General features: G+C 38.1%; 18 protein-coding genes. 13 read left to right on the forward strand and 5 right to left on the reverse strand.

Annotated features, from left to right (window positions below; genetic code table 11):
* Positions 1–225: 225 nt before the first annotated feature.
* Positions 226–1692 (reverse strand): hypothetical protein, encoded by a 1467-nt coding sequence (locus ACYVFA_RS19140; RefSeq protein WP_460473460.1) that lies wholly within the window; start codon positions 1690–1692, stop codon positions 226–228.
* A 636-nt stretch (positions 1693–2328) separates the two neighbouring features.
* Between ACYVFA_RS19140 and ACYVFA_RS19145 the strand changes: the two genes are divergently transcribed.
* Positions 2329–5190 carry a PAS domain S-box protein gene (locus ACYVFA_RS19145; RefSeq protein WP_460473461.1) on the forward strand — a complete coding sequence of 954 codons (2862 nt, stop codon included), beginning with the start codon at positions 2329–2331 and terminating at the stop codon, positions 5188–5190.
* 80 nt (positions 5191–5270) lie between these two features.
* On the opposite strand, the gene ACYVFA_RS19150 is transcribed toward ACYVFA_RS19145, so the two are convergent.
* The 3 genes from ACYVFA_RS19150 to ACYVFA_RS19160 form a co-directional block, all read right to left on the reverse strand.
* Positions 5271–6116 (reverse strand): hypothetical protein, encoded by an 846-nt coding sequence (locus ACYVFA_RS19150; RefSeq protein WP_460473462.1) that lies wholly within the window; start codon positions 6114–6116, stop codon positions 5271–5273.
* A gap of 132 nt (positions 6117–6248) precedes the next feature.
* Positions 6249–8027, reverse strand: coding sequence for a peroxidase family protein (locus tag ACYVFA_RS19155; RefSeq protein WP_460473463.1), 1779 nt, complete (start codon positions 8025–8027; stop codon positions 6249–6251).
* A 316-nt stretch (positions 8028–8343) separates the two neighbouring features.
* A complete protein-coding gene (locus ACYVFA_RS19160) occupies positions 8344–9717 on the reverse strand; it encodes a phage portal protein (protein WP_460473464.1) in 1374 nt (457 codons plus the stop codon).
* Positions 9718–9967: 250 nt separating this feature from the next.
* Here ACYVFA_RS19160 and ACYVFA_RS19165 point away from each other — a divergent pair, with 250 nt between their 5' ends.
* The 5 genes from ACYVFA_RS19165 (at position 9968) to ACYVFA_RS19185 (ending at position 15713) form a co-directional block, all read left to right on the forward strand.
* Positions 9968–11353 (forward strand): C1 family peptidase, encoded by a 1386-nt coding sequence (locus ACYVFA_RS19165; RefSeq protein ID WP_460473465.1) that lies wholly within the window; start codon positions 9968–9970, stop codon positions 11351–11353.
* 173 nt (positions 11354–11526) lie between these two features.
* Positions 11527–11715: a hypothetical protein gene (locus ACYVFA_RS19170; RefSeq protein ID WP_460473466.1), complete on the forward strand. Its 189-nt coding sequence runs from the start codon at positions 11527–11529 to the stop codon at positions 11713–11715.
* Between the two features lie 650 nt (positions 11716–12365).
* On the forward strand, positions 12366–12902 hold the full coding sequence (locus ACYVFA_RS19175; RefSeq protein ID WP_460473467.1) for an RNA polymerase sigma-70 factor: 537 nt from the start codon (positions 12366–12368) through the stop codon (positions 12900–12902).
* 1 nt (position 12903) lies between these two features.
* Positions 12904–14040, forward strand: coding sequence for a FecR family protein (locus tag ACYVFA_RS19180; RefSeq protein ID WP_460473468.1), 1137 nt, complete (start codon positions 12904–12906; stop codon positions 14038–14040).
* 677 nt (positions 14041–14717) lie between these two features.
* Positions 14718–15713, forward strand: coding sequence for an AlbA family DNA-binding domain-containing protein (locus ACYVFA_RS19185; protein ID WP_460473469.1), 996 nt, complete (start codon positions 14718–14720; stop codon positions 15711–15713).
* Between the two features lie 251 nt (positions 15714–15964).
* On the opposite strand, the gene ACYVFA_RS19190 is transcribed toward ACYVFA_RS19185, so the two are convergent.
* Positions 15965–16702 carry a hypothetical protein gene (locus ACYVFA_RS19190; RefSeq protein ID WP_460473470.1) on the reverse strand — a complete coding sequence of 246 codons (738 nt, stop codon included), beginning with the start codon at positions 16700–16702 and terminating at the stop codon, positions 15965–15967.
* Between the two features lie 319 nt (positions 16703–17021).
* Here ACYVFA_RS19190 and ACYVFA_RS19195 point away from each other — a divergent pair, with 319 nt between their 5' ends.
* The 7 genes from ACYVFA_RS19195 to ACYVFA_RS19225 all read left to right on the forward strand — a co-directional run bounded on the left by ACYVFA_RS19195 (position 17022) and on the right by ACYVFA_RS19225 (position 23054).
* Complete coding sequence (locus ACYVFA_RS19195; protein WP_460473471.1) at positions 17022–17735, forward strand: hypothetical protein; 714 nt, start codon at positions 17022–17024, stop codon at positions 17733–17735.
* A 126-nt stretch (positions 17736–17861) separates the two neighbouring features.
* The gene (locus ACYVFA_RS19200; protein ID WP_460473472.1) at positions 17862–18440 is read left to right on the forward strand and encodes a Crp/Fnr family transcriptional regulator; all 579 of its coding nucleotides are present in this window, start codon (positions 17862–17864) and stop codon (positions 18438–18440) included.
* 107 nt (positions 18441–18547) lie between these two features.
* Positions 18548–19405, forward strand: a complete 858-nt coding sequence (locus ACYVFA_RS19205) for a helix-turn-helix domain-containing protein (protein WP_460473473.1) — start codon at positions 18548–18550, stop codon at positions 19403–19405.
* A gap of 148 nt (positions 19406–19553) precedes the next feature.
* Positions 19554–20048, forward strand: a complete 495-nt coding sequence (locus ACYVFA_RS19210) for a hypothetical protein (RefSeq protein WP_460473474.1) — start codon at positions 19554–19556, stop codon at positions 20046–20048.
* Positions 20049–20435: 387 nt separating this feature from the next.
* A complete protein-coding gene (locus ACYVFA_RS19215) occupies positions 20436–21476 on the forward strand; it encodes a serine hydrolase domain-containing protein (protein WP_460473475.1) in 1041 nt (346 codons plus the stop codon).
* A 204-nt stretch (positions 21477–21680) separates the two neighbouring features.
* Complete coding sequence (locus tag ACYVFA_RS19220) at positions 21681–22334, forward strand: NADPH-dependent F420 reductase (protein WP_460473476.1); 654 nt, start codon at positions 21681–21683, stop codon at positions 22332–22334.
* A gap of 21 nt (positions 22335–22355) precedes the next feature.
* Positions 22356–23054 (forward strand): hypothetical protein, encoded by a 699-nt coding sequence (locus tag ACYVFA_RS19225; protein WP_460473477.1) that lies wholly within the window; start codon positions 22356–22358, stop codon positions 23052–23054.
* The last annotated feature ends 19 nt before the right edge of the window (positions 23055–23073 follow it).

A 23073-nucleotide genomic window follows, 5' to 3' on the forward strand; every position in this document is an offset into this window, starting at 1 on the left:
GAATAGGCTGGTAGCAGAAAATCAGCAGAGAACACAGGCAGAAGCACGTTTACAGTCTGAAAATGAGCAATTGAAAGCGATTATTCAGAAACTCGATGCCCGGCTGGAGGCTTTGGAGAGTGAGGGGAGGAATAGTGGCGGGAAGGGGGTGGTGCAGGGGGAGAGATGAGCAGCAATTATCGTGCTGAAATAATGTCTTATAAAACTATTTCAGCACCAGATAGACTATTGACAATTACAAAAAGTAGCATTGGATTTTAGGAAAACAGATGAATTATCATCCAGAATTTTTTTATCTAAATGCTTTGAAAAGAAGTAAAGCCGACAATGATAGAATGATTGGGGAATTTTATCATTTGCAATGAATTGAATAATGCCTTCTAAATTTAATTTCTTTGATGAGTTATAATCAATAAATAAATTATAACTGGTAAATGAAATAGCAGTATTTTGTAAGAGCTCATTCATTTGAGTATCAATAAAAATTTTTAAATTGCTATTGGGCCTAATCAAGGTGTCTAAAAAGTATTTTAATTCTTTATTTTTATAAGAAACAGTCCCTGATTTTTTACGTTGAGTATTTGTACCAAAACCTGAATAATTATCCAATAATATAGTGTCTCTTGTTTCTTTGTGTATTATAAATTGTCCACTAATAGTTCTTCTATCGTTAAGTGCCAGATTAGCCGAATTTATTAAAATTGGATAATTGGTTTTATTTATCAGATTCAGAAGAATGGAGTCCTTTTCAAATTTTATATTAACTATTTCCAATTCAGTGCTTTCACCGATAAGACCAACATTCTGAAAAGTAGAATATCCATCAGAAAGCAATCCGAACATAGTTGCTAAAAAAGAAAATATGGCTAAAACGATGGCAGATAAACTTAATTTACCAGAATTCTTTTCTGCATATTTTGCAATTTCAAAATAATAGTCCAAAATAGATTTGGATTTCGTTTCCTCGTAGTACTGATATAAAAATAAAGTAAAGAACAATAACCAGCCAATAAAGAGAATAATAAAACCAACCCCATTAACGTGAATAAAACATTGAACATTATTTATTGAAAAAAAATCAAATTCACAGATGTCGTACGAAGCGTAAATGATAAATGGAAAGTAAAGCAATAAAATCAAAAATTCAAATACGAGGACTACTAGAAAATAATTAAATAGCTTTAGTTGAAAGACTTCACTTTTTCCAAACTTATCTTTTTTTATTGCTTCAATATTGGAAAAATGAATAAATGTAATAATTATAGAGACAATACCAGACAAGAAAACAAGGAAATAGAAAAACAGAAAATACCAGTCTTTTGAACAGTCAGCTGATAGTATTTCAAACCATTTTTTTTGAATAGAAATATCGTTACCTGTTAAATAACCATATTTGCTGAAATTGAAGAAAGAGAATGATACTAAATTTAATAGTCCTATGTAAATTAAGAGCTTTGAAAGAAAAGTGTTGTTGTTGATAATATTTTCTAAATTAAAATTCTTATGAGTTTCCGTAATCTTCTCTATTTGTTCTTCCTTAAGACCGATTTTTTTAAGCTCCTCATCTGAAATTCTTTTAAAGTCTTCCCATTCCGGTGCTAATTCCGAAATCTTATAGAAATATTTTAACATTTCGTTTGAGTTTAGAAAATAAGCTAATTTATAACTATACTTCTTTGTCGTCTCTGCCATATATAAAGTTATTAGATTTTATACTGTTAAATTTTCAATATTACTGCAATCACTACTCTTGCTATTATTCGAAAAATGATGAGTTGTCAGACTGAAAATAATTGAGATTAGAAGGGGAAAAACTCAAGAATGATGACAAAAGATTAGATGAACTTGCATCAATACTCTTAAGTACCGTGTTTTACCTAGGTAATTACTTATATAAGTCCTTTTAGATAGGAGAAAACACTCATATACCTCAATCTGTGCAAATGTCACAAGCTATATTCACTAACTAATGTCTACAAAAAGAATTTTAAATGCAAGTAAATTTCCATATTTGTTTTTTGGGATTTTTTTTCATTGATGCATCATTTTTTAAGGTAATTATTTACGGTTTAGTCTGATGTCAAATAGGTTATGTAAATCTATTTGCTTGACCTCCCTTTCATTAGAAATTTCTTAGTTTTGTCTTCAATATGAGCATTCATGCTTAATTTTGCTATATTTGTTTATCGTTCGCTTTTGCTAAAAGCATAATTATCTAATCACTAAAAAACTTATTGTCTGTAAAAACAGCAGATTGCTGATTTATCGGAAGATAATGAAACGCAATCCGGCTCGTTTATATATACTGTTGATAATAGAAGCTAAACCATGAATTCTGATACTTTAACAAATAATTCTGCTACTGCATTTCTGTCGGGTGGAGGTGAGATGGGTAAACTGATGCGACAGAAAGACTGGAGCAAAACAGACCTGGGTAACCCCCAAAACTGGCCTGTATCTTTAAAAACTATCCTGAATTTTCTGCTTAACTCCAAATTTCCCATGTTTTTATGGTGGGGAAAAGATCTGACTTGTTTTTATAATGATGCCTACCGGCCCAGCCTGGGTAATGAGGGTAAGCACCCATCTATACTAGGCATGAAAGCCAGAGAAGCCTGGCCTGAAATATGGGATATTATTAAACCACTTATAGATCAGGTGCTTACTACCGGAGAGGCTACCTGGAGCGAAAACCAGTTGGTGCCGATTTATAGAAACGGCGCCGTTGAAGATGTTTACTGGACTTTCAGCTATAGTCCTGTAAATGATGAGTTTAATACACCCACTGGTGTGTTTGTTACCTGTGTTGAAACAACCCGGCAGATAGATAGCTTAAGAGAACTTGAAGTAAGAGAAGAACAACTGCAATTTACGATTGATGCGGCCGAATTGGGCACGTGGGATCTGAACCCCCGAACCAATAAATTTACTGGAAATGACCGAACCAAAAAATGGTTTGGGTTAAAGCTGGAAGATGAAATAGATTTATCTTCGGCAGTTAATAATATTATAGAAAAAGACCGCCAGAGTGTAGTGGAGGCTATTCAGAAGGCAATGCAATATGAGTCGGGCGGGTATTATCAGATTGAATATACCATCCGTAATCCGGCTACAAAAGAAGATACTACTGTGTTGGCCAAAGGCAGGGCTTTGTTTGATGACAACCATGAGGCTTATCGATTCAGTGGAACACTACAGGATATTACGGCTCAGGTAGGAGCCCTAAAGAAATTACAGGAAAACGAAGAGCGCCTATCGACAGTGATAGAAGCCAGTGAGCTGGGAATATGGGACTTGAATATGCATACCCAAGAATTGAAATATGAAGGACGTTACCTGCAGATTTTCGGACATGGGGAAGATGCCGCCATTGATGAGCAATACCTGAACAAGCAGATTCATCCCGAAGATGAGCATATAAGAGTTGAATCATTTAAAAAAGCTTTAACTACAGGCATACTGCATTTCAGGTGCCGTATCCTGTGGGACGACCAGTCGGTGCATTGGGTAGAAGTAAAGGGGACAGTGTTTTATGATGATAAACGGGTGCCGATTAAAGTAATAGGCACGATACAGGATATTACCGAAGAACAGACATATCAGGAAGTATTGCGGAAAAGTGAACAGAAATTCAGATTATTGGCTGATTCGATGCCTCAGTTTGTCTGGACGAGTGACCCACAGGGTAATCTGAACTATTATAACCGGTCTGTTTTCAATTATTCGGGCATATTACCAGAAAAGGTAGAATTGGATAAATGGCTGGATATGGTGCATCCTGACGACCGTGAAGAGAATCAGCAGAAATGGATGGAGGCGATACGCACCGGGCAGGATTATTCCTTCGAGCATCGGTTCCGGTATAAAGATGGTACTTATTACTGGCACCTGAGCCGTGCTACACCACAGAAAGATGCGCAGGGCAATATTCAGATGTGGGTAGGTACAAGTGCAGATATTCATGACCAGAAGACCTTTACTAGCAAACTTGAAAAGAGTGTTCAGGAGCAAATCAAGGAGTTGGAACGCCTGAATGAAGCGCTGAAAAAAAGCGAGGAGCGATACCATCTGATGGTAGAAGAAGTGCAGGATTATGCGATATTCTCGCTTAACGAACAAGGCATTGTAGAAAACTGGAATAAAGGGGCAGAAAAAATAAAAGGCTATACAGCACAGGAAATTGTTGGCAAGAGTTTTTCAAACTTTTACCCTGAACAGGATAAGGCAAATGGCCTGCCGGAGCAATTGCTGGAAGAAGCCAGGCTTACAGGCAGGGCTGCTCATGAGGGCTGGCGGGTGCGCAAAAATGGGGAGCTATTCTGGGCCAATGTGGTGATAACGGCTATTCATAATGAGGCTGATGAACTGGTAGGGTTTTCGAAAGTAACGCACAACCTGACAGAGCGAAAAGAAGCGGAAGACCGAATTAAAGCCAATGCCCAGCAACTGGAGGATAAAAACAGGGAGCTTGAGCGGATGAACGCTGAGCTGCAATCGTTCGCCTATGTATCGAGCCATGATTTGCAGGAGCCACTGCGGAAGATAAAAACGTTTTCAGGCAGGTTGATGGATAAAGAGCGAGAGAATTTATCTGAAGGCGGAAAAGATGTGCTGAACCGGATCAATAGTGCCGTGATGCGGATGCAGACCCTGATTGAAGATATTCTGGCGTATTCTCGTACCAATACCGTTGAGCGGGTATTTGCCAAAACCAATATCGGCGATGTAGTGAACGAAGTAAAGGAAGATTTTAAAGAAGCAATTGCCGAGAAGAATGCCATAATTGAAGTAAATGCCAGCTGCGAGATAGAAGTGATTCCGTTTCAGTTCAAGCAGTTGATTGCCAATATGATAAGCAATTCGCTTAAATTCTCGAAGCCGGATGTTGCACCTCATATCGAAATCAAATGCCAGCGTAAAGAAGGTACTACTATAGAAAACCTGCCTGTGAATCTGAACCAGCAATATTGTCAGATAAGTGTTATAGACAATGGGATTGGTTTTGACGAAGAATATAATGAGCGCATTTTCGAGATATTTCAGCGCCTGCATGGCAAAAGCGAATATACAGGCACAGGCATCGGCTTAGCCATTGTAAAAAAGATAGTAGAAAACCATAACGGGTTTATTACAGCTAAAGGCGTGTTGAATGAGGGGGCGGTTTTTGAGGTGTATCTGCCTTATAAATAAGAAAGCAGGCATTTCGCCTGCTTTCTTATAAACGAAGGAGACAATCCGGGATTGGCGGAGTGGTTGTCTGTATTTATACTCTAGAAGTTTATCATTCCTCCAATACTGATTTTGGGTAGTATGGCATCCTCTGTATTATAGAGTTTCTTCACATACTTGTTTACAAATATAAAACTGAAATCAACCATTATTTTTAACGGATTTTCTTCACCTTTAGCTAAAAAGAATTTTGTGCCGAAATTCCAAAAATGAGTGAATTTCCCTACCAAGTCAGGATTAAATTCTTTTAGTGGAGCTCTATTTGTCAATCCTTGTATAATATTTACGTCTGTATAGAAAGAAAGCACGTTTCTTATAGGAATCAATTGTATACCTAAATTCAAATGCGCAAAATCTGAGATAAAGCGGGTTGTATCATTTTCTCCAGCGTCTTTTTTCTTGACACCATAAAGATTTTTACCCAGATAGTTCAGGTTTGCGTAAACGCATAGCCACTTCGCTTCTTTTGTATTTCCTTCTGCATCTGTATAATTACGAGCTTTTAATGGTAAATAATTGAAATTCATAGAGATGCCATAATTACTTGCTTCAGGAAAAAAAAGATTTAGATTTGAAGCCTGTTTACTAGCCATAGCCGAAGTAAAAAGTTTAAGATTTCCATAAAAATCTTCACCTGCATCAAAGTTAGTAAATCCACTTACTTCGATTTTGGGAAATAGAATATTTTTGCCCAAAGCATCGGTAAAGCTAGGGAGTACCCCTAATTTACTTAACCCATCACTAGGAGTGGCTCCTGCTTTATTATCTTTAAATTCCTTCTCTGTATATAACTGATTAGTTTCCTGCATTTGCTGCCCGAATGTAGCACAGAATGCGAACGAAAATATAACCATCAGAATGAATACTGAATTTTTTGAATTTTTCATTTGAAAAAATTGGTTAATACGAATTTATCTATGATTGTTTAAAACCACGGTTAGATACTTTTATGCAGTCGCTTAAAGCTGATTCTGGCAATATTCAGGATTTAATTATCGATTCGGTATATTTTTTAGAGATTAATAAGAACTGGCCAGTTCTTTGCCCAAAGCATATTTGATAAACTCAGCCATATCAAATTTTTCTCTTTCACCAATTTCCATTTCCGGCTTCCAGGCTGGTGCCTGGCGTAATATTGAATGGCTATCATCCATTAATATACCCGCAAAAGTTTCAACCACTATACGGCTGCCAATCTCACCCAATTGAACGTGTGTTTCGGGTTTACCTCCATTTTGTTTCCATTCATGCTGTGCTTCGGCCAGTACATAATACCAGAGGGGTGCTTTGCCTTTAAAATCATCGCTGATAGAAGCGAGTGTAGGTAATTCATTGTACTCTTTAAGATTGGTAGCTTTGCCAACTCTTAAGTCATCATCTTTAATAGGTTCTAAACCCATTTCAAGAGCAATATCCTGACCAGACGGAAGAGACATAGCCATGCCTCTTAATAAATTCCTTAAGGCCAGATTAGCTGGTTGTTTTGGGTTGGTGGAACCCGGCTGCAATTTTTTAATATTATCAAGCGGATCCAATTCATCATTTTTTGAAAACTCTCCCAAGAATGCCAGTGGGTTTACCAATGATGTATCAATTTTATAAGAGGGTTGAGTCCGGTCTTTCCCATGACGACCTTGCTTATCGTTGCTGAGGTCAAAAAACAGATTCCAGTCTATTCCCCATTCCTTCGGAAATTTATTGAAACCATTCAGTCCTCTACCTTTGATACCTGCAAAAATAAACTGTCTTCCATCAACTCCACGTTCTTCCTCCGTAGGTTTAGTTGGATCCGGCGGAATATTACCGCCTTTCAACTTTGTATTTAAACGATAAATCGGACGTACCATAGAGTGCCCGAAACGATAAACTGCCGCAGCAAACTCAATTGGTAAGAAAGCCTCATTCCGGGGTTTGTAGAATTTTAATTTGGGTGGATAGTCATAGATAGAACGGGGTTTAGAGTCGGCTATCAAGTGAGGTAAAACACTTTCTATCACACTTTTTTTTGCAATTTGGTATAAGAAATCATGCAGTACCACATATTGATAATGCCAACGCACTTGCCTTTGAACTTCAGGAAAATCAAGATGTTTGTTTTCTTTTGCAAATCTGTTATGAAACTTTAAGAAAATACCATGTAACTGGCTGATGATTACATTCTCATCGTTTCGTTTATCGCCAATTAATGCGCGATTAAAGACTTTTGTTTCTTTACCGTCAGTTTCTTCCCATTGGTGACGAGGTAAATCATGACCCATTTTTTTTCCCTTTTCTCCTTCAAACAATTGCGAGCCCAATTGAAAATATCTACCTGTACTATCGTACATATACGGTTGGTCATCAGGTCCACGTCCGTATACGCTATCAAGGTCAAATCTTGGTGTACGGAAATCTACCAATGCATTCACATCATTCCGTTTTTGAAGGCTACTGGCCGGATCAAATGTAAGATCATGATCAATAAACTGTCCTAAATAAGTATACCCGGCATCAATGCCAAGATTTTCTTCATCATCATGCAATCTCGATGTACGCCACTTTTCTGTGGGTGCTGTAGGAAGCCGGGGGTCTGTATCGGTTGCTTCAGGTTTAGCAATCATCCGATGTTTAACATGGCCCGGCTCTTTTTCGTAGGTTTCTCTGGCAAGTTCTCTTAGAGCATCTTCGCTCCAGGTGGCAGCAGGTAAGCTACGGAAGATTCTTCCGAAAAGTCCTTCAAATTGTGATGAGCGTATGTTGAGGTCATCACCGCGGACACCTCCATGAGATGGCCCTTTTTTATGAGGTAAGGTAGTCATAATAAATAGTAAGTAAGGGAGATGTTTTGTTTCTTTGGGCGAAAATTAGACCTTAAATACCTATCATTCTAAGACTTATTGTTATTTCTATTTTACGGTGTCTCTTGTCAATAAAAAGGAAAGAAAAACGAGGATTTTGTAAAAAAAAACTTCAAATTTTGAGGTAAGGGTGAGTTGTAAAACCGGGCTGATGTTGAGCAATGATAGGTCATTTCTGATGAATTTCCTGAAGTTCATCATAGTATTCTACAAGCGCTACCAATCAAAAAAATGGTAGCGCTTGGGGTTTGATAACTATGAACACTATTGATTCAATTTACAAAGGCTTATTTTCCCAGAACCGCTGTGGCAGGTCTGCTTTTGCATCAGCCAAGGGGCCGTAATCCAACCAGGCGCGTTTTTCATTATCACTCAGAAAATCCATGTTTTTGAGGGCTTCTGACTGGAATTTGATGTCCTGGCTGAATTCTTCGAAAACGTCGTAATCAAACTCCAACTCGTGGTCTTTTAAGAATGGCGTTACCAGAAAATCATTTAAGGCTTCGCAGAGTTCGCGCATTTCGGGGAAGACTCCATCACGCAACGAGATTTTGCTTACTTCCTTGATATTATTATAACTCGATGCCTCCTGTGACCCCAGCAATACCGGATTGATATGCCAGACTGCCCCCAATACTTCTCTGATAGATTTCTGTGCTTCCTGTGTTCGTGATTCTGAAAGCGGGGCGTCCAGACGAATGGCATCGAGCGGAAACCCCGAAACGGCTACATTCTGGCGGTTTTTCTGCCCGAAAATCCGTAGGATTACATCTTTGAAATGCTGCTTCTCCTGTGGCGATTGCTGGTTATAGGCTTCTGATAACTCTTTATCGCGAGGGAAAAGGATATTGGTACTGTCGCCCGTCTGAAACCCATATAGTTCACGGAGTTTTGAGGCTTTATAGGTATCAATTTCATTGAGGGCGGCTTGTATGCGAGGCGTGCCATAGAGGAATCCTCCCTGATTATCATAATTGAAAGAATGGTTGCGCAACAGCAGCGAATCTTCAGCCTTAAATTCTTTGCTATACGTGGCATTGATAATTTTATAACCACGAATCGGGTCAAACTGTGTGCCGCCGATAATCTGCACCAGCTGAGAGGGTAGGGGATTCAGGCTCTCGATATTGACTTTGCTCAGGCTATTGCTCACCCGATTGGCCCAGATGACACAGAAACCTGCCACATCGCGCGAGGCCATGTAGTGATACACAAACTGCTTCCAGGTAAAGAGCGGTGCCGGCTGGCGGAACAGTTTCTTGATTTTGCCATAGGTGAGGTCGGTATTTGTAATGGCCGACAAATCTATTTCCTGATAAGAGCGTTCTTTAAGCTTGGCTAGTTGCTTGCGTTCATAATCGTTGATATAAATACCGTTAAATTTTCGGTATTCTTTGGCAAGCGTTTTATCTTTTATCTGATAGAGGCAGGGGCGTATTTCAGATGCCCGTCCGGCTTTCCAGTCGATTAAAGCATAGACCAGCGAATGGCTGGCGTAGGTTTTCGTATATTCATAAAGGTTGTATTCAGTCGTAATCGGCATACCCCGATACGGAATACTGAATAATAGCTGGTTGTACAAATTGGCCGACGAATCAGCAGCAGTATTAATTGTTTTTTTGTTGGATGCACCAAAGCCTAAAAATCCCATAGTCTGTCTGAAAAGATTATGGGTATATCACTAATGAGTCTGTTGGAGAGATATACAAAGATAAAGAGCTGCGCTGGCGCAAACAAGTTTCTGAGGAAGATTTCTGAATTTTCATACTGTACATATGGGATTGGAATGAAAGAGAAATTAAAATTCATCGCACGCACGGCAAATCTTTTCAGGTATAGATTTTTCTGCATATCTTCCCGAAATTTTTACAATTTTTTAACCTAACCATTGTTTATTGAGTATGGAATTCAAACAGAAAGATGGCACTACCAGTGTCATGAAGGGGTATTCTTATATGGCAGCAAGCCCAAATGCCGAAAACTACAAGCCCTCGTCTCAAGTAAAAAAAGCTGATCTCCCACAAAAAGTTGACCTTCGTCCGTTTATGACCAAGGTTGAAAACCAAAAGCAATTGAGCAGTTGTACGGCCAATGCCACGGCCGGAGCCTATGAGTATCTGGCAAAAAAACACTTAAAAAACAGAGCCTTTGAGGTAAGCCGCCTGTTTGTTTACTATAATGCCCGCCTCAGAGCCGGTAGTACAATCAAAGATAGCGGAAGCCATATCCAGTATGCCATTGATAGTTTGCATAAACTAGGTGCCTGTACTGAAGAAACCTGGCCTTATGACACTAAAAAAGTAAATGATAAGCCGCAAACAAATACGTATGAAGAGGCTGCCAATTTCAAAGTTCAGGAATCAAAATATATACCTACCGACTTAAAAGCCTGGAAACAGTGTTTATCAGAAGGTTATCCTATTATTTTTGGTATTGCGCTTTTCAAAGGATTTGATAGCTGTACACAGAATAAGGGTATCGTACCGATGCCGTCACCGGATGAAGCTTCTCGCCAGTCGCATGGCTTACATGCTATGCTATGTGTAGGTTATTCGGAAGTTGACCAGATGTTTATTGTGCGTAATTCGTGGGGTGAGCAATGGGGAGACAAAGGCTATTGCTATATGCCTTATGATTATGTGATTAACAATAAACTGAATATGGGGGATAGCTGGATGATTGCCCGCACAGCGCCTATTCCGGATTATGAAGATACCTGGCAAAATGATAAACGTTCGGTAGTTGATAATGGCAAAGGTTATGACCGTAACCAGTTTGTAGTATATACAGAAGATGATTATGAAGATTTTGATGTATTTGATTCCATTGAAATCCTTGAATATGACGAAGAGGAGCCCGAGGAATATGGCGAGCTAGAGGAGTATGAGGAAGAAGAATACGACGAGGAGGAAGAAGACGAAGAGGAGTATGAGGAAGAAGAAGAGGGCGAAGAAGATGAAGAAGAGTATGATGAGGAAGAAGAAGAGGGTGAAGAAGATGAAGAGGAATATGAGGAGGAGGAAGAAGAAAGCGAAGAAGATGAAGAGGAATATGAGGAGGAGGAAGAAGAAGGCGAAGAAGAAGAGGAGGAATACGACGAGGAGGAGGAAGAGGAAGGCGAAGAAGAAGAGGAATATGAAGAGGAGGGCGAAGAAGAAGAGGAATATGAAGAGGAGGGTGAAGAAGAATACGAAGAGGAAGAAGCCGAAGAGGAATATGAGGATGAAGGCGGTGGTGAAGAAGAAGGCGGCGAAGAAGAAGGCGGCGAAGAGGAGGAAGAAGAATAATAAAAAATGGGCCACCGTGTCACGGCTAGTACTCGTTAGAGAAAGGGCCGGCCACCGCGTGGGTGGCACGGTTAAGCAGAGGAGAAACGTTGTCTGTGAAAGTGACGGAAGTCGCTATGTAATATCATGAAGTATAAAAACTTATCATTTGAATACTGATTAGTATTGGAATAGTGTCAGGGTTAATTTACCTGGCACTATTTGTTATTTTTAGCGCATTTATAGCCGGGAATAACAAGGATTTTAACCCTAATCTCTGGAAAGATGATTTTGAAGGAGAAACAAGGAGTGCAATGATAAGTGATTTAGAAAAGGAACACCTAAAGAAAGGAATGACCAAAGATGAGGTAACAGGCTATTAGGTGAACCAGACGGAAGGCACCCTGATGGCCCTAATTACACATGGAATAAAAGATTCGACTATGATTTGGGCTCCAACGGCTGGGATTCCTGTGAGTTTACCATTTATTTTGATGAAAACCAGAAAGTGATTTCATGGCAGGAAAGGTGTTGGTGAGAGCAAAGACATCTTTCAAGTGCAGACCAATTAAGATTCAATAGATAATCGTTCCCATAAATTCTAGATTTGGCCGCGCGGCGTCCGCTAAAGCCAATATGGATGTTTTTTTCTTATTACCTCATTTAAAAATGGGAGGACGCCGCGCGGGGCTATTGAATCAATTGCCGCCAGCTTTAGCTGGTGGTTGCTAAATTGCTAGCATCAAATTTGGCTTTAGCCAAACTTTTTAGAGAACGGTTATCTCATGAACACTAATAAGTCTGCACGAGCATAAAAATTATTCTGTGTAAGTTGTTATTCATTTTTTGAATAAATATTAAACAAGTTCTACAATAATAGAAGTTTATTTTAGCCAGAAGCACTGAATATTTTTAACCCCAAACGTGCCAGCTAAAAAAATCTCCCACCCACATAGGGGTATTTTCTACGCTCATCGTCTTTACATCAAAAAGTTTTAAATTTACTTTATATCAGCTACATATAAAAGATTGAATGATTGTAAAACAGCATCATATCCGGGAGCTTGAAATGCTCTTCGCCACGTATTATTCGCCCGTTTTGTTGTATAGCATGACGATGGTAAAAGACAGAGACGATGCCGAAGACATTGTGCAGCAGGCGTTTATCTCGCTGTGGCAAAAAATGGATATGACCGATTTTCATACCTCGGCAAGGGCGTATTTATACAAGACGGTCTATAACGCAAGTCTGGATTTTCTGAAACATGAAAAAGTAAAACGACGCCACGAAACCGAAGCAATACATCATGCCGATTCAGTGCAGTATTGGCATAGAGATGAAAATGAAGACATCTATACGAAACTCGAAAACACCATCGAAACCTTGCCTGAGCAATGTCGCAGGATTTTTAAAATGAGTCGCGTTGATGGCCTCAAATACAGAGAAATAGCTGCCGAACTGTCTATTTCTGAAAAAACAGTAGAAAACCAGATGGGAAAAGCTTTGAAAATACTGAGAGGACATCTGAAAAATTATTACCCACTATTATTGATTTTATTGAATCTCTGATATGCAACAAGATACTGAAATGGATATACTCATTGCTAAGTTTTTCTCGGGTGAGGCCACACCAGAGGAAGCCATGCAATTGGAAGATTGGGCGGATGTATCGCCCGAAAACAGGAATTATTTAAACACATCAGCTAATTTTTTTACTATGAATCTTGCATTAAATATCGTCGAAAACAAACAACAGGTTTGGGAGAATGTACGTAAGGCTATCGATAAGCCTGTTGCGCCAAGTGGCTTGCTCATGAACTGGCGTGGAATAAATGTGGCGGCTTCGGTTATGTTGCTACTGGCCGTTGGCTTACTGTTTTATACTTTTTCTAATCAGCAGGCTGGTGATACTATTTATGAGGCCAGCACGGTTGCCAAAACGGTGAGCCTTGCAGACAGGTCTGAAATTACTATCTCACCTAATTCTTCTATTACTGTGGATAAAAACTATGGGGTAGACAGCAGAAAAATACACCTGAATGGCTCTGCACAGTTTTCGGTGATACATGATGCCACCAAGCCATTTGTTGTTGATGTAAATAATGTCCATATCAAAGACCTTGGTACCACATTTATCGTGAAAACATCGCCGGGCTATCAGCTTATTTTTATTGAAGTGACCGAAGGTGAGGTTGAAATCTCTGATGATTTCGGGTATTCTAAAGTACTCAAAGCCGGTGAAGCTGGTACGTATGACCAGTCACGCAAACGTTTATATCCGGTTAATTTTGAACCAGCAAAAGAGTCGCTAAAACCGGATATTGAGGGAAATAAAACACCTATAAATCTCCCGGATACTACACGTAAAAAGAAAACCACTGTGAGTGTATCCACTTCAGTTTCGTCCGACAAAAACGGGTCTACTCATTCCTACTCATCCAGCTATTCGGCTGATAATGGGTATACACCCGAAGGTCAGCAGGAGCTGGTAGACAAAGCCGACAAAACAACCAAAAGGATTCTGGCCGATATGCGTAAAGAGGGATTGATTGGAGATAGTAAAAAAGTTTCTTTTACCATCAGTGATAAGGGCTTTTTTATCAATGGTGAAAAACAGAGTGAGGAGGTCTTCCGGAGATATGAGAAAAAATACAATCCGGTAATCAACACAAACGGTGTATGGTCGTGGTCGTATGCTAATGATTAGTATTTTGTGGAATAGGTTTTAGATGTCAAAGAACTTAATCGCAAACAAAACGGTCTGCCCGCATCAACTGTATTATCAATAATCAGAAGAGTCATTTTTAAAGAGTGCGCCTTTAGCTAAAAAATGCTTTTAGGCGCACTTTTCAGTCTGACTTTTATTGAGTCAGAATATCTGTGCCCTTGTTGCATTCAAAAAGGTTCCCACCATATATGCAACTTTTCTGGCACCACTTTAGTGCCAGGTACTTTCACCAATTCCGAAACTCCCTACTGGAAGTATACTTAATCGTTCTTTTATAACTATGCACACCTTCTTTTTCTGTTTAGTCATAGCTTTGTTATTATGTCCATTCTAATTAGGTAAATTTCCAGCTTTCGCAAATATTTTCAAAGGATTCTATGCGATTTTGCGTAGAATCATACTGTTGAGGGCATAAGACTATAAATATGTCTTCCGCTTCCTGCCATTTCAGTAAACCTAATACCACAATCATTATCAAAACATTGATTTTGATAACTAATATTCCACTTGCGACAGAACACAGATAAGATTTAATTACCATAAAATAAATATATTTTGAGGGTTTGAATTATTCTTTAATATTTGTCTTTTCTTCGCTATTACACCTACACATCGTTTTTTAAAATTATCTCCTTACTATTTTAATTCGATATGCAATGTTTGATTTCGTATTAGATTCAAAAGGCTATATTAGAAAAAGAGAAACCTTTGACTTAGAGTTTAAGCAAAATATTCAACTTGGGGACAACTTGTTAAAATATTTAAAATCATTGATTGGCATGGCAAATAATAGAGGAGGAGAAATTATTTTTGGAATTAAAGATAGCCCACATGAACCTATTGGAATGACCAATAATAAATTCCGAGATGTTGACCCAAGTACAATTGACCGATACATTAGAGAGTATTTTTCTGGGGAAGTATTATGGCATATGGAAATATTGGAACATTATGGTAAAGAGTTTGGTAGACTAAGTGTTGAAGAAGCTAGAATAAAACCTATTATATGTAAGAAAAACAAAAATGAAGTTCTAAGGGAGGGTGCAATTTATTATAGATACAGAGCCGAAACAAAAGAAATTGAATATGTTGATTTGACTAATCTTTTAAACTCTGAAAAAGAGAAAGAAAAATTACTTTGGATTAAACATGTAACAAAAGTAGCTGCAATTGGTATTAGAAATACTCAATTAATTGATCTTAATAATGGCATATTACCAACTCATGATGGAGACTTTATTTTAGATAAAGGTTTGTTAGAAAACTTAAAATTTATAAAAGAAGGCGAATTTAAAGAAAAGGGAGGGGCGCCTGCCTTAAAAGTAATTGGAGAGATAAAAGGTTTTATAGAAACCGAGGCTTTTGTTGATTCTGATAAGGTTTATATGTATTTCCTTGGCGACCTATTTCCTGTTCTCAATATTTCAAAGTACGAATTACAATGTTTAATTTGGAAGTTAAATATTAAAGGTAATTCAAAGTACCATACAGCTATACAAGCAGGTAATAATTCAAATTCGATAAATAAATACTCACAATTGGCTCTTGATTACTTAGCAGAAAACGTAAACAAGGAGTTTATTGAAAGATGCAAAAAAGAGTATAAACAAGCTCACCCTCCAGTAAGTAATAATAGAAGTAAAAGAAAATAAAGTGTCAAATTGCCATGCAAGCATCCAAGGAATTTAATGCAGGTGTATTCCCAGAATAAGCAGTATATACCACTTTTCACACCTTTTGACACTTTCTAATTCGGTAGTTAACTATATACAAATATAGCTTTTTCAGTCTGAAAAAACAAGCTATTTTTTGCCTCTTTTCTTTAAAATAATCCTAGAAAATTAGGTATTTGTGGGGACTCTTTGTTACCTTTTCTAAGAGTCCTTTCAGTTCCAACGGGAGACTAATTAAAATCATGAAAACGGAAATCTTCCTTTATCCCTTCAAACCCTACAAATCTGTCCATATTTTTTAAAGTCTCAACATAAGAAATACCTTTAATATATTCTTGATATTGCATAGTATATTTATTGCTAAATTCAGTAACTGGTGTATTATATTCATCATGCAATTTCGCAATTTCGTATAAGAATGGTCGCCAATAGCCATAATGAAAATATCTGCATCTTTTAACAATATCTTCATTCCCTTTATATTGACTTAGTATTGTATAAAATTCTATTAATCTTCTAACAGGTTTCATAGTCTGCATAAACTGATTTGTATCATATTCTTCATGTAATTTTTTTGATGATTCTATTATTTCCTGTTTATAATTATTCTCCAAATACCATTTATTGCGAATTTTCCATGCTTCCATCCTAATTTTTGAAAAATCTTCATCCCTGAATTTCTCAAAAAGTGAAATTGTTGCTTGACTTATTTCTTGTTTGCTAGTATCCTGCCATATTTTGATACTAACTAATAAAGACAAAAAACCAGATATAGAAATACCAATTTGAAGTGATTTTTCCCACTCACTAAACTCAATGTCTCCAGAACTTCCTTTCGATTTTAGATTTAAAAAGAATATATGAGCCACATTAGCAAATAGAATAGCTAGTAGGATAAAAAAGACAAAATATAAAAGTAGAGTAGTAGTTTGATTTTGAGATAATTTTTGAAATTTTATAACTCTCATTATTTTTAGTAGATAAGATATTGTATAAGTATATTGTGCGCTCAAGTTAGTAAATACTCTATTCAATTTATGGAATTATTTATTATCCGGTAGGTAATTTCTTCTGTATATTCAAATTCTCCCGTATACGATGACCAAAGCAAACGGACTCTGAGGCTTAAATTCTTCTCTATCGCTAAGACTCATTCCCAGAGCCCTGTCCGTTCCTGCGAGAGACGATGAGGAACAATAACCAGACTTTTTCGGTAGTAAAATTTTGTGTGCTGATAATTTTAAATCATCAAAAATCTACATAAATTTTAGCAAACAAAATTAGAAGATGATTTATAAGTCTGTAGGATATTTTTTACTGATTATTGCCGTTTTTATTGGCCTGAATTGTCAGCCGGAAAAACCACAGAGTACGTCACAAAAACCTAAGGAGAAAAAAGATTCCTTAGTAAATAATGGGCATACTTACTCGCAAATGCATAGAGGTATTACGAGAAGAGATACCTTGATGATTAATAAACTGGAACTTATCAGACTTTCAAACGATATGTACTTTGAGGGTATCATGAATATGGCAGGCGATACCCTTATTTCCGGTGCCGATTATTGTAACCGTGCTGAGTTTCTGGATATAAATCATGATCAATATCAGGATGTCAGGATTCACGTATATAGTAATACTCCCAATCAATGCGAGAACTATTTTTTTGACCCACAAACCAAGATTTTCAGAAAGATTGAAGGTGAAGACCTCAACTTCAAAAAGCTTAAAGGTACTGAATTCTATTATTCCAACAATCGAGGCAGTTGTATGGGTAGCAATTGGGAAGGGCATTTAACCAGAATAGAAAACTGGACACAGATAACGGTTGGAGAAATAGACATAAATGGATGTGGTGATAAAGATGATGGCATCTATATCTATAAAATAGATGGCGAAAAAAGGACAATTATCAAAAGACTGCCCATTATCGATTTTACGGATTATATACCTTTTTTAGAAAAATACTGGAAGAAGAATTATCGGTTGTTTGAGAAATAGCGGATAGTTTTAAAGTAGGTCTACATAAGTTTATTTTGGGATTAAACCGATTAGTATACCGTTCAAAAAGAGATACGCTATACATTCAATCACATTCACTAAATTAGCGACAAATCAACAGAACCTATGCAGACACTTATCGACCATTTTCAGCAATATATCCCCTTTAATGAAACAGAACTGAAATTGCTGGAAGGACGGGCGCACCTGCGGAAAATCAAAAGAAAACAGATGATTCTGCAAGAGGGGTTTGTTTGTAAACACTATACTTTTGTAGTGACGGGCTGTTTCAAGATGTATGGGGTCGACGATAAAGGCTATGAACACAATATACAGTTTGCTGCCGAAAACGACTGGATTGCCGATATTGGCAGTTTCCATTCCAAAAAGCCAAGTAAATTATTTATTGAGGCCATTGAGCCATCCGAAATTCTTCAGATTGAATTGCAGGATTTATATTTCTTGTATATCAATATTCCCAAGCTCGACCGTATTTTTAAGGTCATTGTCGAAAACAAATATGTAGAGTTGCAGAATCGGGTCTTGCAGAATTTCAGCTCTACCGCCGAGCAACGTTACCTGAGTTTTCTTGAGCAATATCCTAATCTGGCCAATCGCCTGCCTAATACACAAATCGCTTCTTATCTGGGTATTACGCCCGAGTTTCTGAGTAAAATACGGAAGGATTTGAGTAGGAAAGGTTGATTTGGCTTAAATACTATTTTGTCAGGCCCCCAAAGAGTTATGCCAAAATAAACTCATTTGCGCATAAACGTGTTTAGCACAAACGTAGATACCTAAACTATATAGGCATGGTAAAAGACTATAAAAAGTTTGATTTGTTCGGAAAACCACTCATTCAAAAAATTGTATTAAAACCACCTTTCAGATTTGATTTTCCGGTTACGAATCAGGCCTGTTTTTTATATATGAGGGCAGGCGAAGTGCAATATCAGATAGAAAATGACCCAATAGATATTCCTACCAATTATTCCTTATTGCTCAATTGTATCAACTCCGGCAACCAGATATATAATGCTGATTCAAAAACTGATTGCGAGTTGGTAATTGTTACTTTCTACCCCGATATATTAAAGAAAATTTATGATAGAGAATTACCGCAACTGCTTCAGGCACCCAAAAATATAGTCCCCTATCAATCGGGTGAGAAAATTAATAATGATTTTTTGATTCAGAAATATATCGAAGGATTACTGTTTTATTTCGAAAACCCATCTCTTTCCAATGAAGATATTCTCATTCTGAAGTTTAAGGAAATTGTACTCTTACTGTCTCAGACACAAAAAGCCGAGACTATACAAGTCATCTTATCACAGCTTTTTTCGCCCACCACTTATAGTTTCAAGCAAATAATTGAGGCCAATTTGTTTTCACAGCTCACAATTGAAGAGCTGGCAGAGCAGAACAATCTAAGCGTTTCCTCATTCAAACGCGAATTTGCCAAAGTTTATAACGATAAACCTGCCAATTATATCAAAGCCAAAAAGCTTGAAAAAGCCGCCGAATTACTTTTGGTTTCTGACAAACGTATTTCTGAAATTGCATTCGATTGTGGATTCAATGACCTGGCGAATTTTACCAGAAGTTTCAGCAAAAAATTCAATACTTCACCTACCGATTATCGTTTGCAGCGAAAGAATAAATTATAATACAAACACCCTGATACTATCTATATCTCTCAGCATTGAATAGTTTTCTTTGAGCCAAATTGCCAAATAATTGAACTTATTTACAAAGTCCATCCCCATTTTTCATGGCAATTTTGCCATGTTGTTTAATCAAATAAAAATTCAAAAAATGGGATTATCTAATTTAGGCATTTTTCATACAATTATTGGGGTTGTTGCCATCATAGCGGCCATCATATCTTATGTGCGATTCGGAAAGATAAATCTGGGGCATCTTACCGGTAAACTCTACTTTTATGGAACGGTTATTACGTCCTTAACCGCCCTGGGAATATCCAAACTGGGAGGCTTTAATCCGGGTCATGCTTTTGCCATATTGATAGTGATTCTGGTATTGATAGCGTATGGGCTTCACACCAGAAAAAAAGGAAACAACAGCGCTCGTTTCTATGAGAACATCCTCCTGTCTTTTAGTTTTTTCCTGTCATGGCTTCCAACGGTTAATGAAACATTGACCCGCGTTCCGGTTGGTCATCCGCTGGCCAAGGATATCAAAGACCCATTAATCGCAAAAACGCTGCTTATTATTACAATTCTGTTTGTTGCAGGTTCTGTTTATCAATTTATACAGCAAAGAAAAATAAATAAGCGCTTTAATAATTGAATAGATAATCAGTGAGAATGAAATTCGGGGTAGGGGTGTGTCAAAAGTGAAATCGACCAAACGGTGCGCCGTAGCGATAATATTTGGTAGTGCTCGACCCCACACCCTAAATCCCTCTCCCCAACAGTGGGGAGAGGGACTTTTAAGCCCTTCCCCATTGTTGGGGAAGGGTTGGGATGGGGTGAACGTCACGCGGTCTCTTCCCAAACAATATTTGGTGCAACAAAATTTTGAACCCCTACCTTTTGTTATTTTCTACGTACATAAGTCAAGCAAAGGGAGGCTGAAGGAATAAAAAATCAAAAAAAATATTTAGCTTAGCAGATAGAAAATCTATACAACAGAAATGTAGAAAACCAGATTTTATCCATAAATACTTATCTTGAAATGAAAAAACTACTACTTCTTTTCCTCCTGCCTGCGCTTTCATTTGCACAGATTGATAGTACCGATATCATCGTCAAAAAGATGATGGAAAAACAAAAAATTGTCGGACTTTCGCTGGCTGTCATCAAAAATGGGCAACCCATTGTAAACAAAGGTTATGGACTAGCCAATGTAGAGCTGAACGTGCCTGTAAACTCCGAATCTGTCATTCGGTTGGGTTCGGTCAGTAAGCAGTTTTTTACTACAGCTATTATGCATTTGGTGCAGAATGGCAAAATAAGTATTGAAGACCCGGTACACAAATTTTTTCCTGATGCCCCTGAAACCTGGCGACCCATTCAAATCAAACACCTGATGTCGCATACGTCGGGCTTGCAAAGAGAAGCGCCCGGCTACGACAATTTTAAGATTCAACCAGATATAGACGTCATTAAGTCGGCCTACAATTTGCCACTGGTTTTTAAGACCGGAGAAAAATACCAGTATTGTAATCTGGCGTATTTCATGTTGGCGCAAATCATTACCCAAGTGAGTGGTATGCCCTGGCAGGATTATATCCAGAAGAATTTGTTTATCCCGGCTGGTATGACGCATAGCTATCTGACCGATTTTTATCGGGTTATCCCAAACCGTGCCAGCGGTTATATGCACAAGCGTGACTCTCTTTTGAATGCCACAGCCATGCTGGGTATACGCCCCAGTGGTGGATTCCTCTCTACTTCTTCAGATATGATAAAATGGGATAAGGCGCTCACAGACCAGAACAGTATTCTTACAAAAGACAATTGGGAAAAGCTGTGGCAACCGTTTATTAAAACTTCTGACAGAGCGGATTTAAAAGAATATTATGGTTTTGGATGGGTAATAGATGAATACAAAGGGCGTAAATTAATCATACACGGCGGTTCTAATATCGGATTCAGGTCTGTATTTGCAAGGTTTGTCAATGATGGGCTTTCCATTATCATTCTCACCAATACAGACGAAGCCAACCCACGTGCTATCGCAAATGCTTTGGCCGATTATTATTTCAGAAAGTAGGTTTTCTTTGTTTATCCCTGAAATAGATTCATAGAAATCTATTTCAGGGCTGGATACTCAATAGGGTAAAGCTACGTGCCCAATTCAATAAACCTCATTTACCCTTAATCTACCTTAAGCCTATTTCTTAAGATAGGTTAAGGGTGCGAATGCCTTGCTCCCGCTAATTTTGCATCATCAAATTAACACAAAATAATGAAGACGATGCAAACAATAAGTAATCAAAAAATAGCCGTTATCGGCCTTGGAAATATCGGACAGATAGTAGCCAGAAATCTGGTAAACAATAATCAGCCCGTAATTGTAGCCGATAGAAATATTGATAAAGCCCAGAGTTTTGCGGCACAATCAGACAATCTGGTGAAACCATTGAGTATCAGCGACGCTATTAAAGAGGCGGATGTCATTGTATTAGCCGTTTGGTTTGCGGCTATCAAAGATGTTTTCTATCAATATGAGGCATTGCTTCAGGGCAAAATCATCATCGACCCATCTAATCCGATTGCACCTAACGAGAAAGGTGGTTTTGATAAAATCATCGGTGCTGATGAATCGGCCGGACAAATCAATGCTTCTCTGTTGCCACAGGGTGCAAAACTGGCTAAAGCTTTAGGAACATTAGGTGCTGCTTCATTGGCCAATGCCGCCAATCAAGAACCCAAACAGGTATTGTTTTATGCTTCTGACGATACCACTATCAACCAAGCCGTAGAAAACCTGATACAGGCCAATGGCTTTGCTGCCGTGCGTGTGGGTGGTTTAGACCAATCTATCCGCATTGAGGTATTTGGTGATTTACATGAGTTCGGGGCTTTGGGTAAGACGGTAACAGTTGAGGAAGCCGAAGCGAAGATATAAGACTTTCAAAAAATGAGATACATGAAAAAGTGTTATAGTATCATATTATGGCTGAATCTTTGCGCCTTTGCCTCATTGGCGCAAGGATTAACACTGCAAGGGCAAAAGTTTGAATTGAAAAACGTGACGGGTTCTATGACAGAACTGAACGGTGAAAAAGTGATGAAAATAGAGCGGGATTTGAATGCCCTGCCTTTTGATGTAAACCGATTGGGTGCAACGGTTGACGAGCCGACTTATGCCCGATTACTCAACCTTGACTTTGAGGACGGAATTATTGAAGTGAAGATGTTGAGCCAGATTCAGAACCCATCGCCTTTTCAGTCGGCACAGGGGTTCATCGGGCTTGCGTTCAGAATTAATGAGAATGATACGGCGTTCGAATCCATTTATCTGAGACCCAAAGTCGGGCGCTCTGATAATCAATTGTTTAGAAACAAAACAGTTCAGTATTATGCCTATCCTGAGTATAAGTTTGACCGATTACGCAAAGAAGCAAGCGGCAGATACGAAACCACTGCACCCGTAGATATCAATGAGTGGATTACGATGCGTATTGAAGTAAAAGGCCAGAAAGCGTATATGTATATCAACAATGCGCCATATTCGACCTTTGTGGTAGATAAATTGCTGGGCAAAACCACGCATGGTTCGATTGGTTTATGGGTTGATATTGGCACAATTGGTTATTTTAAGGACTTGAAGATTACGAAATTATAATACAAAGATCTCCGTGGCA

This window comes from Emticicia fontis (genome assembly GCF_054779675.1).

Bases quoted from the DNA above. Each gene is read 5' to 3' on its own strand.
- ACYVFA_RS19155 (WP_460473463.1), bottom strand. From the start codon at position 8,027: ATGACTACCTTACCTCATAAAAAAGGGCCATCTCATGGAGGTGTCCGC.
- ACYVFA_RS19205 (WP_460473473.1), top strand. From the start codon at position 18,548: ATGGTAAAAGACTATAAAAAGTTTGATTTGTTCGGAAAACCACTCATT.
- ACYVFA_RS19210 (WP_460473474.1), top strand. From the start codon at position 19,554: ATGGGATTATCTAATTTAGGCATTTTTCATACAATTATTGGGGTTGTT.
- ACYVFA_RS19150 (WP_460473462.1), bottom strand. From the start codon at position 6,116: ATGAAAAATTCAAAAAATTCAGTATTCATTCTGATGGTTATATTTTCG.
- ACYVFA_RS19180 (WP_460473468.1), top strand. From the start codon at position 12,904: ATGCAACAAGATACTGAAATGGATATACTCATTGCTAAGTTTTTCTCG.
- ACYVFA_RS19165 (WP_460473465.1), top strand. From the start codon at position 9,968: ATGGAATTCAAACAGAAAGATGGCACTACCAGTGTCATGAAGGGGTAT.
- ACYVFA_RS19190 (WP_460473470.1), bottom strand. From the start codon at position 16,702: ATGAGAGTTATAAAATTTCAAAAATTATCTCAAAATCAAACTACTACT.
- ACYVFA_RS19215 (WP_460473475.1), top strand. From the start codon at position 20,436: ATGAAAAAACTACTACTTCTTTTCCTCCTGCCTGCGCTTTCATTTGCA.
- ACYVFA_RS19145 (WP_460473461.1), top strand. From the start codon at position 2,329: ATGAATTCTGATACTTTAACAAATAATTCTGCTACTGCATTTCTGTCG.
- ACYVFA_RS19225 (WP_460473477.1), top strand. From the start codon at position 22,356: ATGAAAAAGTGTTATAGTATCATATTATGGCTGAATCTTTGCGCCTTT.
- ACYVFA_RS19185 (WP_460473469.1), top strand. From the start codon at position 14,718: ATGTTTGATTTCGTATTAGATTCAAAAGGCTATATTAGAAAAAGAGAA.
- ACYVFA_RS19195 (WP_460473471.1), top strand. From the start codon at position 17,022: ATGATTTATAAGTCTGTAGGATATTTTTTACTGATTATTGCCGTTTTT.
- ACYVFA_RS19160 (WP_460473464.1), bottom strand. From the start codon at position 9,717: ATGGGATTTTTAGGCTTTGGTGCATCCAACAAAAAAACAATTAATACT.
- ACYVFA_RS19175 (WP_460473467.1), top strand. From the start codon at position 12,366: ATGATTGTAAAACAGCATCATATCCGGGAGCTTGAAATGCTCTTCGCC.
- ACYVFA_RS19200 (WP_460473472.1), top strand. From the start codon at position 17,862: ATGCAGACACTTATCGACCATTTTCAGCAATATATCCCCTTTAATGAA.
- ACYVFA_RS19140 (WP_460473460.1), bottom strand. From the start codon at position 1,692: ATGGCAGAGACGACAAAGAAGTATAGTTATAAATTAGCTTATTTTCTA.
- ACYVFA_RS19220 (WP_460473476.1), top strand. From the start codon at position 21,681: ATGCAAACAATAAGTAATCAAAAAATAGCCGTTATCGGCCTTGGAAAT.